The 20935-nt window shown below is 62.6% G+C and carries 25 protein-coding genes; 13 read left to right on the top strand and 12 right to left on the bottom strand.

The annotated features are described in order from the left end of the window. Positions 1–753 (top strand): HNH endonuclease (locus ACFVSI_RS11710; protein ID WP_387823466.1); only part of this gene is annotated, 753 nt, incomplete at its 5' end. Between the two features lie 64 nt (positions 754–817). Here the strand turns inward: ACFVSI_RS11710 and ACFVSI_RS11705 are convergent. Continuing rightward, positions 818–1570: a methyltransferase domain-containing protein gene (locus ACFVSI_RS11705; protein ID WP_387823463.1), complete on the bottom strand. Its 753-nt coding sequence runs from the start codon at positions 1568–1570 to the stop codon at positions 818–820. Between the two features lie 145 nt (positions 1571–1715). On the opposite strand from ACFVSI_RS11705, the gene ACFVSI_RS11700 reads away from it, so the two are divergent. Both ACFVSI_RS11700 and ACFVSI_RS11695 read left to right on the top strand, forming a co-directional pair. Further along, positions 1716–2111 (top strand): hypothetical protein, encoded by a 396-nt coding sequence (locus ACFVSI_RS11700; RefSeq protein WP_387823460.1) that lies wholly within the window; start codon positions 1716–1718, stop codon positions 2109–2111. Continuing rightward, positions 2112–2303: a YegP family protein gene (locus tag ACFVSI_RS11695; RefSeq protein WP_387823458.1), complete on the top strand. Its 192-nt coding sequence runs from the start codon at positions 2112–2114 to the stop codon at positions 2301–2303. Between the two features lie 5 nt (positions 2304–2308). Here ACFVSI_RS11695 and ACFVSI_RS11690 read toward each other — a convergent pair whose 3' ends face one another. The 4 genes from ACFVSI_RS11690 to ACFVSI_RS11675 form a co-directional block, all read right to left on the bottom strand. Next, positions 2309–4663, bottom strand: coding sequence for a glycoside hydrolase family 65 protein (locus ACFVSI_RS11690; protein ID WP_387823455.1), 2355 nt, complete (start codon positions 4661–4663; stop codon positions 2309–2311). Positions 4664–4694: 31 nt separating this feature from the next. Beyond that, a complete protein-coding gene (locus ACFVSI_RS11685; protein WP_387823452.1) occupies positions 4695–5426 on the bottom strand; it encodes an HAD family hydrolase in 732 nt (243 codons plus the stop codon). 8 nt (positions 5427–5434) lie between these two features. Further along, the gene (locus ACFVSI_RS11680) at positions 5435–6451 is read right to left on the bottom strand and encodes a LacI family DNA-binding transcriptional regulator (RefSeq protein ID WP_387823449.1); all 1017 of its coding nucleotides are present in this window, start codon (positions 6449–6451) and stop codon (positions 5435–5437) included. A gap of 185 nt (positions 6452–6636) precedes the next feature. Beyond that, a complete protein-coding gene (locus ACFVSI_RS11675) occupies positions 6637–7254 on the bottom strand; it encodes an alpha/beta hydrolase (RefSeq protein ID WP_387823446.1) in 618 nt (205 codons plus the stop codon). 26 nt (positions 7255–7280) lie between these two features. Between ACFVSI_RS11675 and ACFVSI_RS11670 the strand changes: the two genes are divergently transcribed. Both ACFVSI_RS11670 and ACFVSI_RS11665 read left to right on the top strand, forming a co-directional pair. Continuing rightward, entirely contained in the window at positions 7281–7730 is a 450-nt protein-coding gene (locus ACFVSI_RS11670) for a helix-turn-helix transcriptional regulator (RefSeq protein WP_387823443.1), read from the top strand. A 10-nt stretch (positions 7731–7740) separates the two neighbouring features. Next, positions 7741–8142, top strand: a complete 402-nt coding sequence (locus tag ACFVSI_RS11665) for a VOC family protein (protein WP_387823440.1) — start codon at positions 7741–7743, stop codon at positions 8140–8142. 70 nt (positions 8143–8212) lie between these two features. On the opposite strand, the gene ACFVSI_RS11660 is transcribed toward ACFVSI_RS11665, so the two are convergent. The 3 genes from ACFVSI_RS11660 to ACFVSI_RS11650 form a co-directional block, all read right to left on the bottom strand. Continuing rightward, entirely contained in the window at positions 8213–9355 is a 1143-nt protein-coding gene (locus ACFVSI_RS11660) for a glutamate--cysteine ligase (RefSeq protein WP_387823437.1), read from the bottom strand. A gap of 30 nt (positions 9356–9385) precedes the next feature. Beyond that, positions 9386–9841: a hypothetical protein gene (locus ACFVSI_RS11655; RefSeq protein ID WP_387823435.1), complete on the bottom strand. Its 456-nt coding sequence runs from the start codon at positions 9839–9841 to the stop codon at positions 9386–9388. A gap of 216 nt (positions 9842–10057) precedes the next feature. Continuing rightward, positions 10058–10831, bottom strand: coding sequence for an ANTAR domain-containing protein (locus ACFVSI_RS11650; RefSeq protein WP_387823433.1), 774 nt, complete (start codon positions 10829–10831; stop codon positions 10058–10060). A 276-nt stretch (positions 10832–11107) separates the two neighbouring features. Here ACFVSI_RS11650 and ACFVSI_RS11645 point away from each other — a divergent pair, with 276 nt between their 5' ends. The 5 genes from ACFVSI_RS11645 to ACFVSI_RS11625 all read left to right on the top strand — a co-directional run bounded on the left by ACFVSI_RS11645 (position 11108) and on the right by ACFVSI_RS11625 (position 16308). Then, positions 11108–11440 (top strand): hypothetical protein, encoded by a 333-nt coding sequence (locus tag ACFVSI_RS11645; protein ID WP_260842453.1) that lies wholly within the window; start codon positions 11108–11110, stop codon positions 11438–11440. Between the two features lie 735 nt (positions 11441–12175). Further along, positions 12176–12967, top strand: coding sequence for a DeoR/GlpR family DNA-binding transcription regulator (locus ACFVSI_RS11640; protein ID WP_387823429.1), 792 nt, complete (start codon positions 12176–12178; stop codon positions 12965–12967). Next, positions 12964–13950 carry a 1-phosphofructokinase family hexose kinase gene (locus ACFVSI_RS11635; RefSeq protein WP_387823426.1) on the top strand — a complete coding sequence of 329 codons (987 nt, stop codon included), beginning with the start codon at positions 12964–12966 and terminating at the stop codon, positions 13948–13950. Before ACFVSI_RS11640 ends, ACFVSI_RS11635 begins: the two co-directional genes overlap by 4 nt. A gap of 2 nt (positions 13951–13952) precedes the next feature. Beyond that, positions 13953–15989 (top strand): fructose-specific PTS transporter subunit EIIC, encoded by a 2037-nt coding sequence (locus ACFVSI_RS11630; RefSeq protein WP_387823423.1) that lies wholly within the window; start codon positions 13953–13955, stop codon positions 15987–15989. Positions 15990–16029: 40 nt separating this feature from the next. Beyond that, a complete protein-coding gene (locus ACFVSI_RS11625; RefSeq protein WP_387823421.1) occupies positions 16030–16308 on the top strand; it encodes an HPr family phosphocarrier protein in 279 nt (92 codons plus the stop codon). A 103-nt stretch (positions 16309–16411) separates the two neighbouring features. Here the strand turns inward: ACFVSI_RS11625 and ACFVSI_RS11620 are convergent, their stop codons facing one another. Both ACFVSI_RS11620 and ACFVSI_RS11615 read right to left on the bottom strand, forming a co-directional pair. Continuing rightward, the gene (locus ACFVSI_RS11620) at positions 16412–17359 is read right to left on the bottom strand and encodes a DNA topoisomerase IB (protein WP_387823418.1); all 948 of its coding nucleotides are present in this window, start codon (positions 17357–17359) and stop codon (positions 16412–16414) included. A gap of 38 nt (positions 17360–17397) precedes the next feature. Beyond that, positions 17398–17877, bottom strand: a complete 480-nt coding sequence (locus tag ACFVSI_RS11615; protein WP_274259215.1) for a Dps family protein — start codon at positions 17875–17877, stop codon at positions 17398–17400. 308 nt (positions 17878–18185) lie between these two features. On the opposite strand from ACFVSI_RS11615, the gene ACFVSI_RS11610 reads away from it, so the two are divergent. After that, positions 18186–18356 (top strand): hypothetical protein, encoded by a 171-nt coding sequence (locus ACFVSI_RS11610; protein ID WP_186313616.1) that lies wholly within the window; start codon positions 18186–18188, stop codon positions 18354–18356. An 84-nt stretch (positions 18357–18440) separates the two neighbouring features. Here ACFVSI_RS11610 and ACFVSI_RS11605 read toward each other — a convergent pair whose 3' ends face one another. After that, positions 18441–18662, bottom strand: a complete 222-nt coding sequence (locus ACFVSI_RS11605; RefSeq protein WP_387823415.1) for a hypothetical protein — start codon at positions 18660–18662, stop codon at positions 18441–18443. A gap of 110 nt (positions 18663–18772) precedes the next feature. Here ACFVSI_RS11605 and ACFVSI_RS11600 point away from each other — a divergent pair, with 110 nt between their 5' ends. Further along, positions 18773–19285: a DUF6328 family protein gene (locus tag ACFVSI_RS11600; protein ID WP_387823412.1), complete on the top strand. Its 513-nt coding sequence runs from the start codon at positions 18773–18775 to the stop codon at positions 19283–19285. Between the two features lie 2 nt (positions 19286–19287). Further along, positions 19288–20019 carry a DUF6766 family protein gene (locus ACFVSI_RS11595; RefSeq protein WP_387823410.1) on the top strand — a complete coding sequence of 244 codons (732 nt, stop codon included), beginning with the start codon at positions 19288–19290 and terminating at the stop codon, positions 20017–20019. 10 nt (positions 20020–20029) lie between these two features. Here the strand turns inward: ACFVSI_RS11595 and ACFVSI_RS11590 are convergent, their stop codons facing one another. Next, positions 20030–20716, bottom strand: coding sequence for a FadR/GntR family transcriptional regulator (locus ACFVSI_RS11590; RefSeq protein WP_387823407.1), 687 nt, complete (start codon positions 20714–20716; stop codon positions 20030–20032). Positions 20717–20935: the final 219 nt, after the last annotated feature.

Below are 20935 nucleotides of genomic sequence, written 5' to 3'. Positions count from 1 at the left end.
GTGACTTTGCGTCCTGCCGCGGACACCATGACCGTGTTGACCGCGCTGCTCCCGGTGGCCCAGGGCGTGGCGGTGTTTGCGGCCTTGTCCCGGGCTGCGGACACGGCCCGGTCCCGGCCCGGCGCCGTGGAACGGTCGCGTGGGCAGGTCATGGCCGACACCCTCGTTGAGCGTCTGACCGGCAAGCCCGGCGGGATCAACGGGGTCGAAGTTCAGCTCGTCATGACCGACCGTACCTTGTTCCAGGGCGACAGTGAACCGGCCCGGCTCCAGGGATACGGCATCGTCCCGGCCCAGTGGGCCAGGGAACTGACCAACCCCGCCCAGGCAACGGCAGGAGGAGAACAGCCCGCCGTGGACTCTGAGTACAGTCTGTGGCTGCGCCGGCTCTACACCGCACCGGCCACCGGGGACCTGATCAGCACCGACTCCAAAGCCAGACTCTTCCCACCCAGGCTCAGACGCTTCATCGAAACCCGCGACCACACCTGCCGGACCCCTTACTGCGACGCGCCCATCCGCCACACCGACCACATCATCCCCTGGCACCAAGGCGGACCCACCACCCTGGAAAACGGCGCCGGACTCTGCGAAGCCTGCAACCACACCAAAGAACACCCCGGCTGGACCACCACCCCCGGCGAACCAGACACCACCACCCGCCACACCCTCACACTCCAAACCCCCACCGGACACGACTACCAATCCACAGCCCCACCCCTACCCGGACACCAACCCGCCACGGTCGGATGAACCATGTCGAGGCTCTGGTCAAGAGCTTTCACGCGTCTAAGAACCCGGCAGGTCCGCCCTGGCTTCAGCGATCATTAAGCCGGTACACCGACACATGGCTACGCGATTCAGCCGTGAATTCGCTTCGGTCCCAGTCCGCCCATCGGGCTTCCAAGTGGAACCCCGCCAACCTGGCCATGAGGTCCAATTCGCTGGGCCAGATATAGCGGTGCGGCGTCCGGCCTATCCGCGCCTCCCGGCTGGAAAGGTCTTGCTCGAACTGGACGTGGTGCGAGACAACGTGCTGGCGAAGAACGTCATAGGTATCCACCAACAGGTACCCTGGCTGGCTCACTTCCACCGTTGCTTTGTGTCCCTGCGGCAGCGAGCGCAGCTGCGGCACCCAAAGCTCAATAACGAAGCAGCCACCAGGTGCCAGATGCCGTGCCGCGTTCTGGAAGCAACGGACTTGCTCCTCTTGGGTAAGTAGATTCGCAATGGTGTTGAACACCAGATAAGCCAGCGTGAATTCCCCCGGGATCCGCGCCTCTGCCATGTCACCTTGGACCACGGGGATGGCCTGATGGTCCACCTTCGTCCGCAGACGCCGGATCATGGCGTGGGAAAGTTCGATGCCGCTTACCGGGACCCCGGCTTCGGAGAGAGGCACGGCCACCCGACCGGTACCTATGGCGAATTCGACGGCGGCACCGTCCCCGGCAAGTTCCGACAGGATCTGCACGGTAGGTCCGAGAACTGCCGGGGAGAACATGCCCTCTCCCGGAGTGTCGTAGCGTTGGGCGGTTTCCTCGTCCCACAACTCCTGCTGGTCGGTCATCCTGCCACTATTGCAGGTTCCGTTCCGCGGGGTCATCCATGATGCCGGCAACCTGGCGTAACGATTGACATGACATAACTCACATTCTGTAAGCTACATTTAAGTCACGCAGTCGGCTTCCTTCGCTTCAAACAGGGAGGTCCCGATGGCCCCCAATCCCCTCAAAGCCACCATTATGCAAACCCACGGGGCAGCAGCTTCCGCGGCTTCTGTAGCTCGACGAAGAGCAACAGTTCCCCAGGGAAGGCCCAGCGCAGCCAACAAGCCCGATGCCCTCCTGGGAGCCATAGCCGTCAGGCAACTGTTTCACCGCTGGCCCCTGGTACCTTCGCGCGAACTCGAGCGGATCCGCCATGTGCTCCTTCATTGCGACCAGCTGGGCTCCCCGGACACCCACCACCTTTCCGAGCCGGCCCAAGCGCTCCTGGAATTGATCAACAGCGAGTTGGCCCGGCGTCGAACCTCAGAAGACCGCACGCAGCCGCCGGCAAAAGAGGCAGCGACACCAGAGACACCCGTAACCCGCAAGGGGGTCGCCTAAGTGGCCGGGCACTTTGAGTTGTTCGAAGAAGCAGACGGAGATTGCCGGGTCCGACTCGTCGATGATGACGGGACGGAACTGGCCCTCTCCGTCTGCTTCCCGGACAGGAAGGCAGCAGCCAAGGCCATCTACGCGCTTCGGGAGATCGCGGCGAGTGGCCTGGTTGAAGACCACACCTCGCATGCTTCCTGAGGCGACTAACGGATGATCGGAAGTCCCGCCGTCGGAAAGACGCTGGGGAAGATCGACGGCGGCGGGACCAGAACATCGTCCAGCGCCACCGTGATGGTCTCCGCACCGACGCTGACGTCGGAGTCCCGCACCTTCACCTGCAACGCCTGGTCGCTGTAGCCCGGGCCGTCCACGAGTGTGAGGGCAATAGACCCTTGCGCCAGGTCCACGGCGAGCAGACGTCCTTGGACTTTGAGTCTGAAGGACAGCCCTTCCCATTCAGCAGGCAGCCGGGGATCAAAACGCAGGTAATCGCCTTGGTCGCGCATGCCGGCGAAGCCACAAACAAGGGAACTCCAGATACCGCCAGTGGAGGCAATGTGGACGCCATCAATGGTGTTGCCGTGGGAGTTGTCCAGGTCGATGAACAATGCCTCGGTGAAGTGCTTCAGAGCAACATCGCCGTAGCCAACCTCGGCCGCCATGATTCCCTGGACGCACGCGGACAGGGTGGAGTCACCGGTGGTGATGGGGTCGTAGAAGTCGAAGGCGCGCTGCTTTTCCTCAGTGGTGAAGTCCTGCCACTGAAGGAACATGGCCAGCACCGTGTCGGCCTGCTTGAGAACCTGGTGCCGGTAGATCACCAACGGATGGAAGTTCAGCAACAGCGGGTACTTGGATTTGGGCGTATTCCAGTCCCAGGGCTCCAGGGTCATGAAGTCGTTGTCCTGGCTGAACACCTGCAGGTGGGGATCATAGGGAAGCGACATCCGTTCCGCGGCCTGCCTCCAGACCATGCGCTCGGTTTCGGCGATGCCGTCATGCTCCAGCGCGGCTGCCGCCCGGAGGTTAAAGCGCGCCATGACGTTGGTGTAGAGGTTGTCGTTGACCACGGCCGTGTACTCGTCCGGCCCGGTGACGCCGTGAATGTGGAACATGCCGTCTTTGCCGAAGAAGCCCAGGGACGCCCACATGCGGGCGGTCTCGATCAACAGGTCGGCACCGAGCTCTGCGCTGAATGTCTCATCGCCACTGGCCCACTGGTAGCGGTTGGCAGCAAATGCGATGGCTGCGGCAATGTGGAACTGTGCTGTGCCGGCGGCGTAGTAGGCGCTGGCTTCCAGGCCGTTGATGGTGCGCCACGGGAACAACGCGCCGTCCACACTGAGTTCCTTGGCACGCACCCTGGCATCCGGAAGCATCGCATGCCGTGATTCGAGGACCTTCCTGGCACCACACGGGTTGGTGTACGTCAGGTATGGCAGGAGGTAGACCTCTTGGTCCCAGAAGTAGTGGCCTTCATAGCCTGAACCGCTCACACCCTTGGCGGGAATGCCGGCCACTCCGGCACGGGCGGTGGCCTGCGCGAGTTGGAAGAGGCTCCATCGAACTGCCTGCTGCATCTCCGGCTGACCGCCGATCGAGACATCGGCCGTGGTCCAGTACTCGTCGTAATGCGCCTTGCTCTGCGCAAGAATCTCCGGGAACGGCACCAAGTTGGCTTCTGCGTCCGCGGCCAGGCTTTCGCCCCGGTCTTCCGCGTCAGAAGAGCCGGCCACAACGTAACTGACCGACTTCTCGAGACGGAAGGCGTCGCCGGCGTGGATGGCCAAAACGTAGCGAACGGATGATTCGTCCTCCGCTACTAGCGTTTCGAAGGGCTGGCCCTCGGCGGAAATCCAGTGGTCGACAGCCATGGCTACGCGCTGGCGGGACTCTGAGGTTTCCCAGGCAAGGCGCAGCGAACCATCGGCGCCGTGCAGGTGAAGTGGGAGAAGTACCCGGCCTGCGTGCCGACCGGAACGCCGGGGGTCGTGGACGGAGTGGTCCTCCACAGGCTGGTCCTGGCGGTTCACGACGCCGGAGGTGATGTCTGCGGACACGTCACGGTCCGCGGACAGGGACAGTTCCAGCCCAAGACATCCGCGGGAATCGAAACCGACAGCGCGGCGCTCAACAGTGGTGACCGTAGCCCCGGATCGGCAAGACCACACGATGCGTTCCTCGTAAACGCCCGAGGAGAAGTCCACGCTGCGCTGGTAGTCCAGAATCGTGGACTCGGCCAGGCTCAGGGCTTCGCCGTCAATGGAAACCGTGAAGTTGTTCGCGTCCGGAACGTAGACAATTCGCTGGCCCGTGCGGGCGAAGCCGTACGCATTCTCGGCGTGCTTGATGTCCCAGATCTCATGGAAGCCATTGATGAACGTGCCGGGAAGTTCCCCGTCTCCGGCCGTGGAATGCGAACCACGGATGCCAAGATGGCCGTTGCCAAGCGAAAACAACGTTTCCAAAGTTCCCTCGTCACCGGGAACGTGGATGTTTTCCACAAGCTTCCAGGGCTCGCAGGGGAAACGCAGCCGATCGGAGCTGATGAGTGCCATGGGCGGTTGAAATCCTTCGAAAAAAGTAGGGTCAGAGAAGTTCGTAGAGGTCATCGACCACGAGCGTGGCGCCTGCGTCCAGCAGGGTTTGCCGGCCTGCTCCGCGGTCCACGCCGATCACGGCATGAAACAGAGCCCCCGCGCCGGCCTGCACACCGGACACGGCGTCCTCCACCACGATGCATTCCTCCACAGGCAGCCCCAGGAGACCCGCTGCGTACACATAGGTGGCGGGGTCCGGCTTGCCGGGAAGTCCGACGGCGGCGGCCACTTGGCCGTCGACGACCACCTCGAAATGGTGGTCCAATCCGGCGGCCTTCAGCACGGCCGGTGCGTTGCGTGAGGAGGAAACAACGGCGACCTTGAGTCCCCGTTCCAGGGCCGCGTTGATGAATTTGACGGATCCTTCGTAGGGCTCGACGCCTCGAGTGTCCACGATCTCATTGAAGATCGCGTTCTTGCGGTTACCCAGGCCCTGGACTGTCTGGTTCGTGGGCGCGTCGTCGATTGGACCTTCGGGGAGGGTGATGCCACGGGAGGCCAGGAAGTCCCGGACGCCATCGAAGCGTGGCTTGCCATCGATGTGGTCGAAGTAGTCGCTCTCCTGGTAGCCATCAAGGTGCCCGATTCCGGACAGATAGCCGTCGAACAGTTCCTGCCACGCTTGCTCGTGCACCACTGCAGTCGGCGTCAGCACGCCGTCGAGGTCGAACAAAAGGGCTGAGGCGCCTGTCCAGGCATTACGAAGATCAGTCATGTGCATGGTTCCGTTCAGCGCTTGTGGCGCGTGGTTTTGCGTTCGATGAGCTTGGTATCGAGCAGGTGGTTTGAGGGTTGGTGGGGTGTTTCGTTATTCAGGAGTCGTTCACACAGCAGGTTCGCCGCGAAGGCGCCTTGGTCAGCCACCGGTTGCGCGACGGTGCTGAGTCCGAGGAACCCGCTCATGGGATGGTTGTCTATCCCGATCACGGACACATTCTTCGGCACGGACAAACCGTACTCGCGCAGCGCGGTCATGGCGCCGAATGCAGCCTCGTCGCAATGGGCGAACACCGCTGTGGGCCGGGCGCCACGCGTGATGAGCTCAGCCATGGCGCGTCGCCCGTCGTCGATGCTGGGGTCACAGGAGACCACAAGGTCCGGGTGGACGGTGAGGTGGTGTTCATCCAGCGCACGGCGGAAGCCACGGAATCTTGGGACGTCGTTCAGAACGGGTTCAGCACTCGAGAGAACCGCCAGATCCCAATGGCCCAGGTCCAGCAGGTGTTGGGTTGCCTGCCAGGCCGCGTGTTCGTCATCGATACCTACATTGTCCCACGGAACATTTCGCATGCCTACGCTGGCCACCGCCAGTCCGCAGGCTTCCAACGCTTCCATCTCTTCGGGGCTGGGGTCAATGTTGAGCAACAGCAGCCCGTCCACCCTTTGGGCGAGGTTTTCCAGGTTCCCGAAGAACTGCCTGCGGACACTGGCTTTGTTCCGGAGGCTGATCAGGACTGTGTCGTAGCCGCTGTCACCGAGGACTTCCTCCGCCGCTTCCACAGCCTGCGCGAAGAACCACGACGTAGCGGTGCGGGCGACGATGGCCACGGACCCTGTATTTCCGCCGGCCAATCTGGAGGCAGCCGCCGAGGCTTTGTAGCCGAGCTTGCTTGCGGCCTCAGCCACTCTCATCTGGGCCTTTTCGGAAACGTTGGGGAGTTTCCTGAGTGCCCGGGACACGGTGCAAATAGATAATCCGGACAGGACGGCCACGTCCTGGATTGTCACCCTGTCAGACCTAACCATGCAACACGGCCTCAACCCTTTCCATTCCCGACTGACGCCTTGGCGGATGTCCCGGAGCGGGACAACAGCCAAAAGTGTAAGCGCTTACAATTTTGTCATTCAATAGAGTGCGGTTGAATGCGAAAATGTGACGCGAATCTCACCACAGGTTTGATTGCGGGACGGGAATGCCTTCTAATCCACGGCTAACCGAGCACGTAGAACTTGAGGAATGCACTGACATCGACCAGTTCGGCCGGCTCGATCCTGTGTCCCATCCCCGGGTAGGTGCGGGCCGTCAGTGCCGTGTTGGCGTTCAGCCACTCCTCCGTGTGGGCTATTGCGTCCTCGTTGATGACAGGGTCCGCCTTGTCCCTCCCCCAGAAAAAGGGAGGCGGCGTGTCGAACGATTCACTCAGGGCCAGGAGGTCGTTGTCCAGGACGAAACCGGACAGTCCCACGGTTGCCTTGAAAGACTCGGGCCGTAACCGCAGCAACGTGCTGGCCATGGCCATGCCCTGCGAGTAGCCCAGCAAGCTGACGCTGCTGTGGTTGTCCTTCACGGAGTTGATCCAGTCGAACACCGCGTTGGTGGAGGTGATCACGTCAGCAAAGTCGTTGGTCAGGAAGTAGTCCAGCAGGAACCAGCCGTAGTGGTCGCCAATGACTTTTGGTCCGCGCAACGCAGCGCAGGTGAAGGCCGGAGGCAGCCGGTCAAATAGGTCAACCATGCGCTGTTCACTGGTGCCGTAACCATGAAGCATCACCAGCAGCGGGGTGCCTTTGCGCTGGTTTTCGGGCTTTGACCAGACCACTGAATCCATGGGCACGAGCCTAGTAGACTGACGCCATGACTCCGCAGGAATTGGCCAACCTGGCCCATCTGCGGCGCGCCCGCGATTTCATAGATCGCGAGTACGCGCGTCCTTTGGATGTGCCCACCATGGCTGCCGGCGCCCTCATGTCCCCGGCGCACTTCTCCCGCCAGTTCAAGGCAGCATATGGGGAATCGCCCTACAATTACCTGATGACGCGGCGGATCGAGCGGGCCATGGCCTTGCTGCGCGCGGGAACCAGCGTGACCGACGCCTGCATGGAGGTTGGTTGTACATCCTTGGGTTCCTTCAGCAGCCGCTTTACCGAAATCGTGGGAATCACGCCCAGCGAGTACCGATCCCGGGAGCATCAAGCAGTCAAGGCCATGCCCAACTGCATCGCCAAACAGCACACGCGCCCGGACAGAAAAGGCAACAACAACCTGAGCAGGATTGAAGAAGCAACCACGTCAAAGCTGCAATAGCGTGTGATTCATGAACATTTCATTGAAGTACGCACACGTCACTGTCAACGACGTCGATGAGTCGCTCGCCTTCTATCGCGACGCCCTGGGCCTGGAGGTCCGCAACGACGTCGGTTCCGATGGCCAGCGCTGGGTGACGCTGGGCAGCGACGCCCAGCCGGACCTCGAACTGGTCCTCTCCCCGCCGCATGCAGGCCGTTCCCAGGCCGACGGCGACGCCATCCAGGAACTGCTCACCAAAGGTGTCATGCCGATGCTCGTGTTCAGCACGGACGACCTCGACGCCACCTTCGAAAAGCTCCGCGCCTCCGGAGCCGAAGTCCTCCAGGAGCCCATCGAGCAGCCGTGGGGACCGCGCGACTGCGCGTTCCGCGACCCATCAGGCAACATGATCCGCATCAACCAGGGCTAACTGCCCCGACCCGATACAAACGGTTCGACGACGGCGATCCACCAGGCCGCCGTCGTCGAACCTTTCGTCGTCAGAGGCTCAGCAAGCCGGCGTCGGAAAGTTCGCCATCCTGGTGCGTGGACGCGATCGCGGCCGTCACGACATCCGAGAGGCGTTTGCGGCGCGCATAGGCCTGGCGTTGCAGCCGCTCGCCGGAACCGCGGCGGAGGATGGTGGCCACGCCTGCCCGGGCGACAGCCAGGTCTCCGGTCTTGGTCAGCGCCGTCCTGATGTGGCGCAGCAAGGCGCCGGCGACCTCCGGGGCTGCGACGGGGGCCTGCTCCAGCGGGTGCAGGAGTTCGCGGTTGATACCGAAACGGCTGGCCTTCCAGTTGGCCATACGGATCACGTGCGTCAAAACGCTCGACGGCGGCTCGCCGCGCCGCCATTCAGCCGCCGAAGTCTCCACCAAGGCACGCGCGATGACGGCCAGGGTGAGCGCGTCCTCGGCGTAAAGGCACACGTCTGCGATCCTGAGCTCAACAGTGGGATGGCCCCGGGACAAGCGGGCATCGAAGTAGATCATGCCCTCGTCCATGGGAACACCGGTGCCCAGCAGCGCCTCAAGCACGTTCCGGTAGCCATCGCCCGAGCCGAAGACGTCCATAGGCCCTGCCGTGGGCCAGCGGTTCCAGATCTGCGTGCGGTAGCTCGCGAAGCCGGTGTCTGTCCCCATCCAGAAGGGCGAATTGGCACTCAAGGCCAGCAGGACGGGCAGCCAGTGACGCATGCGATCCAGGACCGCAACGCCCTCCTCGGCTGACTCGATGGACACATGGACGTGGAAGCCGCATGTGAGTTGCTCGCGTGAAATCAGGCCAAATTCAGTGCCCATGGCAGCGTATCGCTGATTTCCCACAGTGGGTGTCGCATGAAAAACAGGCGGTGTGGCCAAGGCTGCCACCCTCGCACCCAGCGTCCTTGCCGCCTTGTCGGACAAGGATCGGCCGACACGAATCTCAGCCCTGAGTTCGGCCGCAGTGCGGCACGGGCGTGAGTTGACTTCGATTTGCTCCTGCTTGAATTCTGATTTCAGCGAGGCGGCATCATCCGTGGCATCCCCATTCTGCGCCGCTGCCACGTCCAATATGTCGGCCGCGAGGGCCAAAGGCATGCCGTCCGAAGGATCGGCGATCAGCAGTTCTTCCTCCACTCCAAACGTACGCACGATCACCCTCCCGCCATGGTTATTCAGAAGCAGCGGTTATCCAATGTGGCGTGGAACCTCCATTTGGAAACCGCAACGGCAATGCAGCACTTGGGTCTGCAAGTACACCTCAAGAAGATTCGGGCTTTCCGGATCGTCCGTGCTCCGGGGAGCCTCAATCACGCGTTCAGCAGGCCGGCCCAGTGTCATTGGATCGCCGCAGTGGGTGCAGCTGAACCACAGCCCTGCTGCGGCGGTGGAAAGAAATTCCTGTTGAATTGCCGGGACCAGCGTCGCCAGGCGGACGGGGTGGGCATAGAACGTGTCGCATTCGCTGCAGGTGTAGCTGACGTCGACCACTTCCGACTGGTGTGGTTCTGCCTCCACCACCGTCTCCACGAAAATGTAGGAATCCGTGGCGCAGACCGTACACCAGGGCCGTGCTTCGGTCACAGCGGGCACAGTCGTCGAACCGCGTGAAGGTTTGGGGACAGGAAGGGATCCAAGCGTCATTGCCATTCTCCTTTGCTACTACAAGGAGCCAACATGCGTTGAAGCTGCCAGCCGGTCGATAGTGACCTCGGCTGAGAGTGCAGTTTTTGGGCCATTCGGGATGGCACCACGTCATGAGGCTCCAAAGGCTATCTGCTTAACCCACCTAAAATGTAGTTCACCAGTGGCGTGGGTCACAAGTCGCGGAACGGCCAAGGGCCTGCGGCTCGAAGGGCATCAGGGCTCGAAATGGGCGACGGGCGACTCCTTGGCCACGTTCTTGACCAACCCCTCGGCAACGTCGCGCAGCTTCTGGTTCCGGGTGCTGGAAGCCTTCTTGAGGATCTGGAAAGCCTCGTCCTGGCTGCAGCGGTTTTGCCCCATGATAATGCCGCAGGCCAGATCGATAACGGTCCGCGATTGCATAGCGTCCTTCAGGTCGTCGGCGTGCTGCTGCTTCACGCCGATCCGGACAGCGAGACGCAACGAGCGCTCCGCCTGGCTGGCATACAGCTCGCAGTCCTTGATGATGGCATCACTGAAGGCGCCGGCCTGCGGAGCGAAAAAGTTCAGGGCGGCCGTAGCTCCTTCATCCAGCTCCAAGGGAACGCAGAGGGCGGAAAGATGGCCACGGTCCGCGATGACTTTGCAGTAGTCCGGCCAACGCAACTCGGTGGACGTATCGGGCACATGCACGGTGGAGTGCGTCCGCATCGCCTCCAGGCAAGGACCGTCGCCGTAAGCCTGCTGGACTTCGTCGATCAGCCTGGCTTCATGGGTACTGCCGGCCACCGTGGCCGTACGCCTCCGCCGGCTCAGGGTAATGCCGCAATGCACGTTCAGGCCTACGGCTGCCGATACTGCCGCGGCTGAAAATACAGCGAGATCTCCGAGGAATCCACCGACGTCCTCGCTGTCGATAACAAGGTCCTGAAGCCGTTCAGGTACCGAAACATCGTCGGGCGCCGGGGCAGGTTCAGGCAGCGCCAATTCAACGTTCATTTCGTCCATGCCTTAGTTTACGATCGGGGGGAAGCTCCCCGTCACCCCTTCAGGGAATGACATCAGAATCCTTGCATATGTGGTGCACCTATGTGCACAATCTAGCTACAGTCCCGCGTTCCCAGGACAGGCTTTTCAGCTCATGCAGACGGGCTACCCGCATTTTTGATGCCGAGGTACAGACCCATGCCGGCCCAGCCAGCGTCCAGAGTTCCGGATGAAGCCCACCAACCGCCTGACGAGCCCCTTTGGTGCGCCCGGTGCAATACGGACAAGCATCTCCTGGTGAATTCGATCCAGTCCCACTATCCACCGGCGCCCAACATGGTGGATGTGGCATATGAGTGTCACGCCTGCCGGTACTCCTACCAGCAGATTGCCTCGGTCCAACGGGTGGCTGCAGTACTCAACCGACCCGGCATCACCCAAGGCGTACTTCAGTTCGGTGGTCAGTATCTTCACTGCGGCGAACCCATGAAGACCAGCAGTTGCGAACTCCGGAGGATACAAACCCCTTTGGTTTTGAAGCCAGGGGGCCAGTTGCGGATGTACGAGGTCCTCATCAACACACGAATCCTTGGATGCCATTGCGGCTTCCGGATGGAAATTCCCGACTGACCGCAACGGTGCGGCCATGGAGAGAAGCAGTAGTTCTGGAGCTACCGAAAGGGATAGCATGCACGCGGAATCACACAAGAGGGAGTCATCCAGCAAGGCGCGGAGCCTTGGCCAGTATGGACGGTCCGGCAGGCACAAGCTGCCCGATCCTCCGGATCCGGACAACCTGCCCATCGACTACAGGAGCTCCGGATGGGACTCCAGCCGGTACCCGTCCAGTGCCCCGGAAAGTCTCAGGCCGGCCCACTTGCCCCGGAAAAAGAGCGCTTGATGGCGAGCGGCTTTCCAGACCCGGCTCAACCAGCCCCGCCTCGGGAGCCCGGCCCAACGCCCGAGCCCGTTCCCTTGCCTGAACCAGGCCCACCACCCGTCCCGGAACCCACGCCGGACCCGGCCGTCCCACCACCCGCAAGGCCAGGCAGCCCAAGGCCGGGCAGCCCAGGACCGGGGAACCCGCCGTCCACCTAGGACGGTTCGCACCCAAGTACCGGATCCCGGCAGAATTCCCCCAGCCAGGATCCGATAGGAGGGCATGTCGCGCTACAGGGAGCGCGGCATGCCCTTTTTCGTGCCCGGATCCCGTTGCGTTTCAGGCAGGATCAATCTGCGTTTGTGTTGGTTTTCTATTGACTTACCAACACAAACAAAGATAGAGTCAATCAATTCCACATCGTTGTGACAGCAATCACTCAAGTGGCTGCATCGATAATCCAGCTTTACCGCAATGGAGGGTAAGTGTTCGCTGAAGAACGCCAACAACTGATCTCCGCACTCGTCGCAGAGCGCGGACGGGTGAGCGTCACCGACCTCGCCGATCGTTTCAGCATCACCACTGAGACCATCCGCCGCGATCTCGCAGCCCTTGAAGTCTCCGGAAACCTCCGGAGGGTCCACGGCGGCGCCGTGCCCTCCGACCGCCTCAGCACCCGCGAGGAAAGCATCCTCGAGCGTGCTGTGCAGCGCCAGGCCGAAAAGCTCCGCATCGCCAACGCAGCCCTCGCACTGATCCCCGAACCCACCACGGGCAGCATTCTCCTGGACGCGGGCTCCACCACGGAGACCCTCGCAGAGCTGCTGGCCCAGCGGACCCCGTCGGCCAGCAGCAAGGAAGAGCTGGTGGTGATCACCCACGCCATCCCGATCGCCGGCAAGCTCTCCTCGACTCAGGGGGTGGCGCTCCAGATCCTGGGGGGTCGTGTCCGCGGGCTGACCCAGGCCGCCGTCGGGCAGTCCACAGTCGAAGCCGCTTACAGGCTCCGGCCGGACATCGCATTCGTGGGCGCCAACGGGATCCACGCCGTCTTTGGGCTGAGCACGCCCGACCCCGAGGAAGCCGCTGTGAAGGCGGCCTTCGTCAAGTCTGCCCGCCGCGTTGTGGCCCTGGCCGACTCGTCCAAGCTGGATGCCGAAACCCTGGTCCAGTTCGCCACACTGAAGGATGTCGACACCTTGATTACTGACCAGCAGCCCTCGGCTGAACTTTCGGCGGCCTTGGCCGACGCCGGCGTAGACGTGGTGGTCGCATGATCGTCACCCTCACGGCCAACCCCAGTCTGGACCGCACCGTCGAACTCCCCGGCGCCCTGGCCCGCGGCGAGGTGCAGCGCGCCGTCGCCGTCCACCAGGAATCCGGCGGAAAAGGCGTCAACGTTTCGCGGGCGCTCGTGGCCTCCGGCCTCGAAACGCTGGCAGTCCTGCCGGGCGCGGACGCCGATCCTGTCCTTTCCGGACTGCACGACGGCGGCGTGCCGTTTGCGGCCCTGCCCATCGGTCAGGCGCTGCGCAGCAATGTCACGCTCACCGAACCGGATGGCGTCACCACCAAGATCAACGAACCCGGCCCGGAGCTGAGTGGTGAACAGCAGGAGGCCCTGATCGGGCTGTTGCTGGAACGCTCCCGTGGCGCCAGTTGGGTTGTTCTCGCAGGCTCACTCCCACCAGGAGTACCTGCGGACTTCTACGCCACAATCGCACGCCGGCTCCGGTCGGCCGCGGATGGAACGGCCGCTCCCGGCATCGCCATCGACTCCTCCGGAGCCCCGCTGGCGGCGGCCCTGGAGGGCGATGCCTTGGGCAAGCCGGACCTCCTTAAGCCGAACGCGGAAGAGCTCGCAGAGCTTGCCGCCGCTGCCGGTTTCACGAACGTCTCCACAGCTGAGCAACTCGAAGCAGACCCGGCCAAAGCCGCCGAAGCTGCTGCCGCCGTCGTCGCCAGCGGTGTAGGTGCCGTTCTCGCAACACTGGGGTCCAAGGGCGCAGTCCTGGTGACCGCAGACGGAGCGTGGCTCGCCACGCATCCGCCAATCAAAGCAGTCAGCACGGTAGGGGCCGGGGATTCCTCCCTGGCCGGCTACCTGCTGGCCGCAACCCAGGGCGGCTCCGCACAGGACTGCCTCCGTCAAGCCGTGGCACATGGTGCCGCTGCCGCTTCGCTGCCGGGCTCCACTGTCCCGGCAGTCCACCAGACAACCCCCGACGCCGTAACCATCACGGCCCTCCAGAAGGACTAACAGTGACCCAGCTGATCACACCCCAATTGGTCACCCTCGACCAGAACCTGGGCGACTCCCCTGCCGACGTCATCCGCGTCCTGGCTGGCAAAGTTGCCGCCGCTGGCCGTGCCACCGAGGTAGAAGGCCTGTTTGCCGACGCCTTCGCCCGCGAGCAGAAGACCGCTACAGGCGTCCCCGGTGGCATCGCCATCCCGCACTGCCGCTCCGCCGCCGTGGCTGAGCCGGCCCTGGCCATGGCCCGCTTGTCGCACAAGGTGGATTTCGGCGCCAAGGACGGCCCGGCGGACCTCATCTTCTTCATCGCAGCCCCGGACGGCGCGGACCAGGAACACCTGAAGCTGCTCTCCAAGCTGGCCCGCTCACTCATCAAAAAGGACTTCACGGCAGCGCTGCGCGCAGCATCCTCCGCACAGGAGATCGTGGAGTTGGTTGACGGTGCTTTGGCGGACAAGCCCGCTGCGCACGCGGCACCTGCCCCCGAAGCAGCTCCCGCAGCCAGCACGACGGCGGCTGCCGGACCCAAGCGCATCGTGGCAGTGACCGCTTGCCCCACCGGCATCGCACACACGTACATGGCGGCCGACTCGTTGGTTGCCGCAGCACAGGAAATGGGCGTTGACCTGCAGGTCGAAACGCAGGGTTCCTCCGGCGCCAAGCCACTGGACCCGGCGGTGATCGCTGCGGCCGACGCGGTGATCTTCGCCGTCGACGTCGACGTCCGCGGCAAGGAGCGCTTCGCCGGCAAGCCGGTCATCAACGCGCCCGTCAAGCGCGGCATCGACGAGCCCGCCAAGATGGTCCAGGAAGCCCTCGCCGCCGCCCAAGATCCGCATGCCCGCCGCGTTCCGCACTTCGGTGCCGAGGAGCAGGCAGAGCGCGCCGAGGAAGAAAAGGGTGAGCACATCGGCCAGAAGCTGAAGCGCGCACTCCTTACCGGTGTCAGCTACATGATTCCGTTTGTGGCTGGTGGCGGTCTTCTGATCGCCCTTGGCTTCCTGATGGGCGGCTACCTGATCACCAGCTTTGCGGACAAAATCATTGTCGAGAACAGCATCTTCAATCTGCCCACCGAGTTCCCGGACAACGCCTGGGGTCCCCTGGGTGCCTACATCGGCGCTGTCCTGTTCAAGATCGGCGCTCTCTCCCTCGGGTTCCTCGTTCCGGCGCTGGCCGGCTACATCGCCTACGCCATTGCGGACCGTCCGGGCATCGCCCCCGGCTTCGTGGCCGGTGCCGTGTCCGGCTTCATGGGCGCTGGCTTCCTTGGCGGCATCGTCGGCGGTCTCCTGGCGGGCTACGTCGCCTACCAGATCGGCAAGCTTGATGTCCCGCGCTGGCTTCGCGGCCTGATGCCGGTGGTGATCATTCCGTTGCTGGCGTCCCTGGTTGCCTCCGGTTTGATGTTCCTGATCCTGGGTGCTCCCATCGTGGCACTCACCAACGCCCTCAACGCAGGGCTTTCCAGCCTCACCGGCGCCGGAGCAATCGTCCTCGGCATCATCCTGGGCCTCATGATGTGCTTCGACCTCGGTGGTCCGGTCAACAAGGTCGCTTACGCCTTTGCTGTTGCAGGTCTCGGCGCCGCGAGCGTCTCCAACCAGGCTCCTTGGCAGATCATGGCAGCCGTCATGGCAGCAGGCATGGTTCCGCCGCTCGCCATGGCACTCGCCACCGTCCTGGACAAGAAGCTGTTCTCCCTTGCCGAGCGCGAAAACGGCAAGGCGGCCTGGCTACTTGGTGCCTCCTTCATCTCTGAAGGTGCCATCCCGTTCGCCGCAGCGGACCCGCTGCGCGTCATCCCCGCCAGCATGGTGGGCGGCGCCGTAACCGGTGCACTGTCCATGGCCTTCGGCGTTACGTCCAAGGCACCCCACGGCGGCCTGTTTGTCTTCTTCGCGATCGACAACTTCCTCCTGTTCTTCCTCTCCATCGCCGTCGGCGTAGTCATCACCGCACTGCTGGTCATCGCCCTCAAGCGCTGGGCCGTGAAGAAGCCGGTTGAAGCGGAAGCCACCCCGGCAACCGTCAGCGTCTAGACTTCCCACAAAGCCACCCACCACCACCAAAGGAGCACCAATGCCCGAACGTACAGCCACCATCGCAAGCCGCGTCGGCCTCCACGCACGCCCGGCAGCCATCTTCGCCGAAGCTGCGGGAGACTTGGATATCGACGTCACCATCGCGCGCCAGGGAGAACCGGCCGATGACGCCATGGACGCGGCCAGCATCCTGTCCCTCATGAGCCTGGGTGCGTCCCACGGTGACGTGGTGGTGCTGCGTGCCGAAGGCGAAGGTGCGGACGAAGCACTGGACAGCCTGGTGAAGATCCTCGAAACGGACCACGACGCCGAGTAAGGGTACGCAAAACCCTCAGCGACACGAAAAGAGCCTGGCGACACCCGAATATGGGTGTCGCCAGGCTCTTTTGGCTTCCGCCCCACTCCCTGGGACGAATCGTCTAACTGTTCAAGAATGCTGCAACCGACGCCTCGGTGGGCTTCACGTCCTTCAGCTCTTCCGAAAGGTACGCCTCGACGATCCGCGGATCCACGTAAGAAGAGCGGGCCACTGACGGAGTGTTGCCCAGAAGCTCCGACGCTTCCTTGATGGCCCTGGTGATGGCTTGGCGGGGAGTTCCCTTGTGACCGGATTTGATGAGGCACAGCGCGGCGGCCGCAGTGCCTTTCCACGTTCGGAAGTCCTTGGAAGAGTATGCCTCTCCGGCAATGCCTCGGAGGTATTCATTGATCATGGACCCGTCGACGTTAATCCAGGTTCCGTTGTCCTGGTAGGCAAGCAGGCGCTCCTTCCCTGGACGCTCCGCCAATGGTTCGAGAAAGGCCGCGAGAGCGGGATCGTGGATGGACGTATCCCATAGATGTCCACTTTTGCCAGGGAACTTCAGGAAAACGTCCGGCCCTTCCACCCTGGCGTGCCGGCATCGAAGCGTCGTAAGTCCGTAAGAGCCGTTTTGCTTCATGTAGACCTCGGATCCCACGCGGAGCGCTCCCAGGTCCATGAGCCGCACTGCTGCTGCGAGCGTCTGCTGTCGAGGGTCGGCCTCATCCTGAAGGTGGACCGTCACATTGCGGCGGACTGTTGGCAGAACCAAGCCCAGGGTGGCTGCCCGGATGAACTTCTCCGTGTCCTTCCGCTCCCGCCAGCGGGGATGGTAGATGTATTGGCCGCGCCCGGCACCATCAACGCCGGTGGCCAGGATATGCCCGTGCTCGTAGGGGCTGATCCATACGTCGGTCCACGCAGGCGGGATCGCCAGCGCGTTGATGCGCTGGCGATCCTCTTTGCTGACCAAACTCCCGTCCGGATGGCGGTAACTGAACCCCGTTCCAACTTTCCGGCGGATAATGCCGGGCTTCGAAAGGTCACTTCTCTTCAGCCGTGGCACCGGTCTGGGCCTTGTCTTTGGGCCGTTGGGGTTCTTGCTCAGGCCTCGTCCGGGTCCGTCACAGCAGCGCCGGCGTTCATGATCTCGGCATTGATCATCCAGACCAGCTGCTCAAGTCGGGCGATAAACGCGTGCAGCAGGTCCGCCGTCGTCGGATCTTCCTCGTCAACCTCGTCGTGAACGTCGCGCATGGTCTGAACGGCGCGCTCCACGCGGTCGGTGACCAGCTTGACGGCGTTCTTGGTGCTCACCAGGCCGGCCGGGAATTCTTCAAGGCGGGTTCCCTTGGCGATGGTCGCACTGCGCCCGTCGGGGAGGGCGTGGAGGGCACGCATGCGTTCGGCGGTGTCATCGGCGAACTGCCGCGTTGCCAGAACGAGCTCGTCCAGCTGAAGGTGGAGATCGCGGAAGTTCGGTCCCACGATGTTCCAGTGTGCCTGCTTCCCTTGGAGCTGCAGCTCGATGAGGTCGGTCAGGACGATTTGAAGGTTGTCTGCAAGCTGCTGTGACGCTTTCATGTGTTCCTCTCATGGACGTTCATGTGAGCCAAAAACGTGCCGCAAAACCTCTGCGGCAACTGCCCAATCATCTGGTGACGACTGCGATAAGCCTTTCATAAGGGTGCTTAGTAGTACAATGGGAAGTGTTACTGTTCACGACCGGCGAACTTCATCCACCGATGAAGCCGTTGGCTGGTAACGGTAAAGGCACTTCGAGGCTGCGGAAACGCCTCCTGGTACCGGCATAACCACATCGAAGTAAACCGGAATGCATAATCGGGAATCCCGGATTCATCAAAGATTCCCCGGAAAGGAATGTGCTGACCATGAATACGCTTCTGATCATTGCTGGTGTAGTGGCAATTGTTCTTCTTCTTGTGGGCGGATTCTCGCAGGCCCTGAGCTGGTTGCTGTGGGTAGGCGTAGTCCTCCTCGTTATCGCGGCCATTGGCTGGCTGTTGAGCTTCATGTCGAACCGTCGGGGTCATACGGTATAGAGCGCATCCGAGGACTTCCAACAGGTCAACGAGGGCTGTTCCCCGCGTTCATCAGCTGGACGCGGGGACGGCCCTCTGGCGCACCTACCCCTCCCCGGCCTCGTGCCCTGTCGACGCGGCGGGCGGAGCGGCATCCGGATCCTTGGGTGTGGGAAAGTCGTCGCCCGGCACTTCGGGAACGCCTTGCGCGGGACGCTCGGGGGTTTCAGCTCCGCTGCCACTGCCCGGGAGTTCCTGTTCGGGAGTCGGCGTACCGTAACCGCCGGGCTCGCTGTCCGGGTCAACCCGGTGCTCGTCATGACTCATTTTTCCTCCTTGGAATCCATTTGAGGCCCCGAAAAGTTCGAGGAATGCTGACAGTCCGACCGTAGTCCGGCACACCCCCGGCGTCCACCAATTGCTGCGGAGGCACAAGAATGGCAGACCAGGAACAAGTTCCAAGGATCGGCAGGAATGAATCCACGGAAGAACGCATGGACCGCAACTGGATGGAACTCATCCAGGAATTGCGGGTCCTCCAAACCGGCGTCCAGATTCTGGGCGGATTCCTGCTGACGCTTCCCTTCCAATCGCGCTTCGGAGAACTGGACGATTGGCAGCGGGGCCTTTACCTCTTCAACGTCATGGTGGCAGCCCTTACCACCGTGCTCATCGTCATCCCCGTCAGCGTGCACCGGCGGCTCTTCCGCCGCGGACTTAAGGCCACCCTTGTGTCCAGCGCTGACGTTGTCACCAAGTGGGCGCTGGGAGGTGTCGCGGTGTTGATTGTTGGCTCGGCGACCCTTGTCTTCGACTTCACGGCCGGGAGGACCGCCGGCATCGTGGCCGGCGGCTTCATCGTCCTGATGCTGCTGCTGCTGGTGGTTGGAATGCCCCTGTGGCTCTACCACCGCGGCATGAACGGCAACGGAAACGCCAAAGAGGAGTGAACATGCCGGGATCTGTCCAAAGCCGTGAAGCTTCGAGGGGAAACCACGGCCTGCCGGGTCAACGCGGGCCCGTACGCCAATGGCTAAAGAACCACGGCCTGTTATTGGCCAACCTCGGCCTGTTCGCCGTGTTCTTCGGCGGCATGATTCTCTCAGGCGCCGCGAACTACAGCGAGGAACAGCAAACCCACGGTGGAGCCCCTGTCGGCGTCCTTGAGTACCTGGGCACCGGCCACTTCGTGGAGGCCGTCTTCGAGAACTGGGAGTCGGAGTTCCTCCAGATGGCCATGTACGTGGTCCTCACTGTCTTCCTCTTCCAGAAGGGTTCCTCGGAGTCCAAGCCCATGGGCAAGAAGGCTCCCCAGGACGAGGACCCCCGTGATGCCAAGCCAACGGCCAAAACGCCCTGGCCCGTGAGGCGGGGCGGCTGGGTCCTGAAGGTCTACGAACACTCACTTTCAGGGCTGCTGGCGCTCCTGTTCCTGGCCTCCTTCACCCTTCACGCCCTCGGTGGAACGGCGGCCTACAACGAGGAACAACTCAGCCACGGCCTGCCACAGGTCTCAACCTGGGAGTACATGGCTTCGAGCCAGTTCTGGTTCGAGTCCTTCCAGAACTGGCAAAGTGAATTCCTGGCCGTCGGGGTGCTGGTGGGAGCATCGGTCTATCTGCGGGAGCGCGGTTCACCCGAATCCAAGCCCGTAGCCGAGCCGCATTATGAAACGGGATCCTAAGGCCACAGCTTTAAAGCCGGGGTTCCGGCCTGAGCTTTTTGAGCCAGATCTCGGTCTGGGCAATGTGGGCGGCCGTCGCCGTAGCCGCCATGGTCGGATCCCGCCGCGCGATCGCAGCCACGATTGCGCTGTGGCCGGCAGTGCTGTCCTCGCGCACAGCCGCACCGTCCTCGCCGTCGAAAATATGGAAGTGCCCGCCCCGGGAGCGGAAAAGCCTGACCAGTGCGTTGAGCGTCGAGTTCCCGCTTGCCCGGCAGATCTCCTCGTGGAACTGCGAGTCGAGTTCGGAGTACTCACTCGGGCTGTCAGTGGCCTCCATCCCCTCCACGAGCGCCTTCAATTTCGCGAGGACTTCCGGCGTGGCGTTGGCGGCCGCAGCAGCAGCGGCGTGCGATTCCATGAGCCTGCGGATTTCGAAGAGTTCCAGCAACCCGTCCAGTGGCAGCAGATCCACCAGCAGGGCGAAATTCTGGAGGATCACCGTCGGCTCCAAGGACGAGATATAGGTTCCCGAACCATGCCTTGACTCCATGACGCCCAGCGCAGACATGGCCCGCACAGCTTCCCTCAAGGAACTCCTTGAGACACCCAGCTGGGCGGACAGCTCAGCTTCGGGAGGACACTTCTGGCCAGCAGCGAGTTCACCCGAGGCAATCTTGTTCCTCAGGCCCTGCATTGCCGTCTCAACAGCACCCATATGTCCCCTCCTTCACATCCCGGTATCACGCTACCGCACCGGACCGGACAGCTCCCGGAGCGGAAACATTGTCATGCCTTCGCATCAAGACATCGTATCTCTTGCCCCACAGAAGCGCCCGTTAGGCGCAAGAGCAGGCATAAAGCGCAAAAGTCATCTTATGACTATTTCGGATTGTCCGTTGTCTCGCCGGAATCTGTGATGTAACTTACAGAGCGT

The sequence above is a fragment of the Paenarthrobacter sp. NPDC057981 genome (assembly GCF_042886835.1).
Taxonomy (GTDB): domain Bacteria; phylum Actinomycetota; class Actinomycetes; order Actinomycetales; family Micrococcaceae; genus Arthrobacter.
This window is presented reverse-complemented; position numbering and strand designations above follow the sequence as displayed.

Bases quoted from the DNA above. Each gene is read 5' to 3' on its own strand.
- ACFVSI_RS11705 (WP_387823463.1), bottom strand. From the start codon at position 1,570: ATGACCGACCAGCAGGAGTTGTGGGACGAGGAAACCGCCCAACGCTAC.
- ACFVSI_RS11700 (WP_387823460.1), top strand. From the start codon at position 1,716: ATGGCCCCCAATCCCCTCAAAGCCACCATTATGCAAACCCACGGGGCA.
- ACFVSI_RS11690 (WP_387823455.1), bottom strand. From the start codon at position 4,663: ATGGCACTCATCAGCTCCGATCGGCTGCGTTTCCCCTGCGAGCCCTGG.
- ACFVSI_RS11685 (WP_387823452.1), bottom strand. From the start codon at position 5,426: ATGCACATGACTGATCTTCGTAATGCCTGGACAGGCGCCTCAGCCCTT.
- ACFVSI_RS11680 (WP_387823449.1), bottom strand. From the start codon at position 6,451: ATGGTTAGGTCTGACAGGGTGACAATCCAGGACGTGGCCGTCCTGTCC.
- ACFVSI_RS11675 (WP_387823446.1), bottom strand. From the start codon at position 7,254: ATGGATTCAGTGGTCTGGTCAAAGCCCGAAAACCAGCGCAAAGGCACC.
- ACFVSI_RS11670 (WP_387823443.1), top strand. From the start codon at position 7,281: ATGACTCCGCAGGAATTGGCCAACCTGGCCCATCTGCGGCGCGCCCGC.
- ACFVSI_RS11665 (WP_387823440.1), top strand. From the start codon at position 7,741: ATGAACATTTCATTGAAGTACGCACACGTCACTGTCAACGACGTCGAT.
- ACFVSI_RS11655 (WP_387823435.1), bottom strand. From the start codon at position 9,841: ATGACGCTTGGATCCCTTCCTGTCCCCAAACCTTCACGCGGTTCGACG.
- ACFVSI_RS11650 (WP_387823433.1), bottom strand. From the start codon at position 10,831: ATGGACGAAATGAACGTTGAATTGGCGCTGCCTGAACCTGCCCCGGCG.
- ACFVSI_RS11635 (WP_387823426.1), top strand. From the start codon at position 12,964: ATGATCGTCACCCTCACGGCCAACCCCAGTCTGGACCGCACCGTCGAA.
- ACFVSI_RS11625 (WP_387823421.1), top strand. From the start codon at position 16,030: ATGCCCGAACGTACAGCCACCATCGCAAGCCGCGTCGGCCTCCACGCA.
- ACFVSI_RS11615 (WP_274259215.1), bottom strand. From the start codon at position 17,877: ATGAAAGCGTCACAGCAGCTTGCAGACAACCTTCAAATCGTCCTGACC.
- ACFVSI_RS11610 (WP_186313616.1), top strand. From the start codon at position 18,186: ATGAATACGCTTCTGATCATTGCTGGTGTAGTGGCAATTGTTCTTCTT.
- ACFVSI_RS11605 (WP_387823415.1), bottom strand. From the start codon at position 18,662: ATGAGTCATGACGAGCACCGGGTTGACCCGGACAGCGAGCCCGGCGGT.
- ACFVSI_RS11600 (WP_387823412.1), top strand. From the start codon at position 18,773: ATGGCAGACCAGGAACAAGTTCCAAGGATCGGCAGGAATGAATCCACG.
- ACFVSI_RS11595 (WP_387823410.1), top strand. From the start codon at position 19,288: ATGCCGGGATCTGTCCAAAGCCGTGAAGCTTCGAGGGGAAACCACGGC.
- ACFVSI_RS11590 (WP_387823407.1), bottom strand. From the start codon at position 20,716: ATGGGTGCTGTTGAGACGGCAATGCAGGGCCTGAGGAACAAGATTGCC.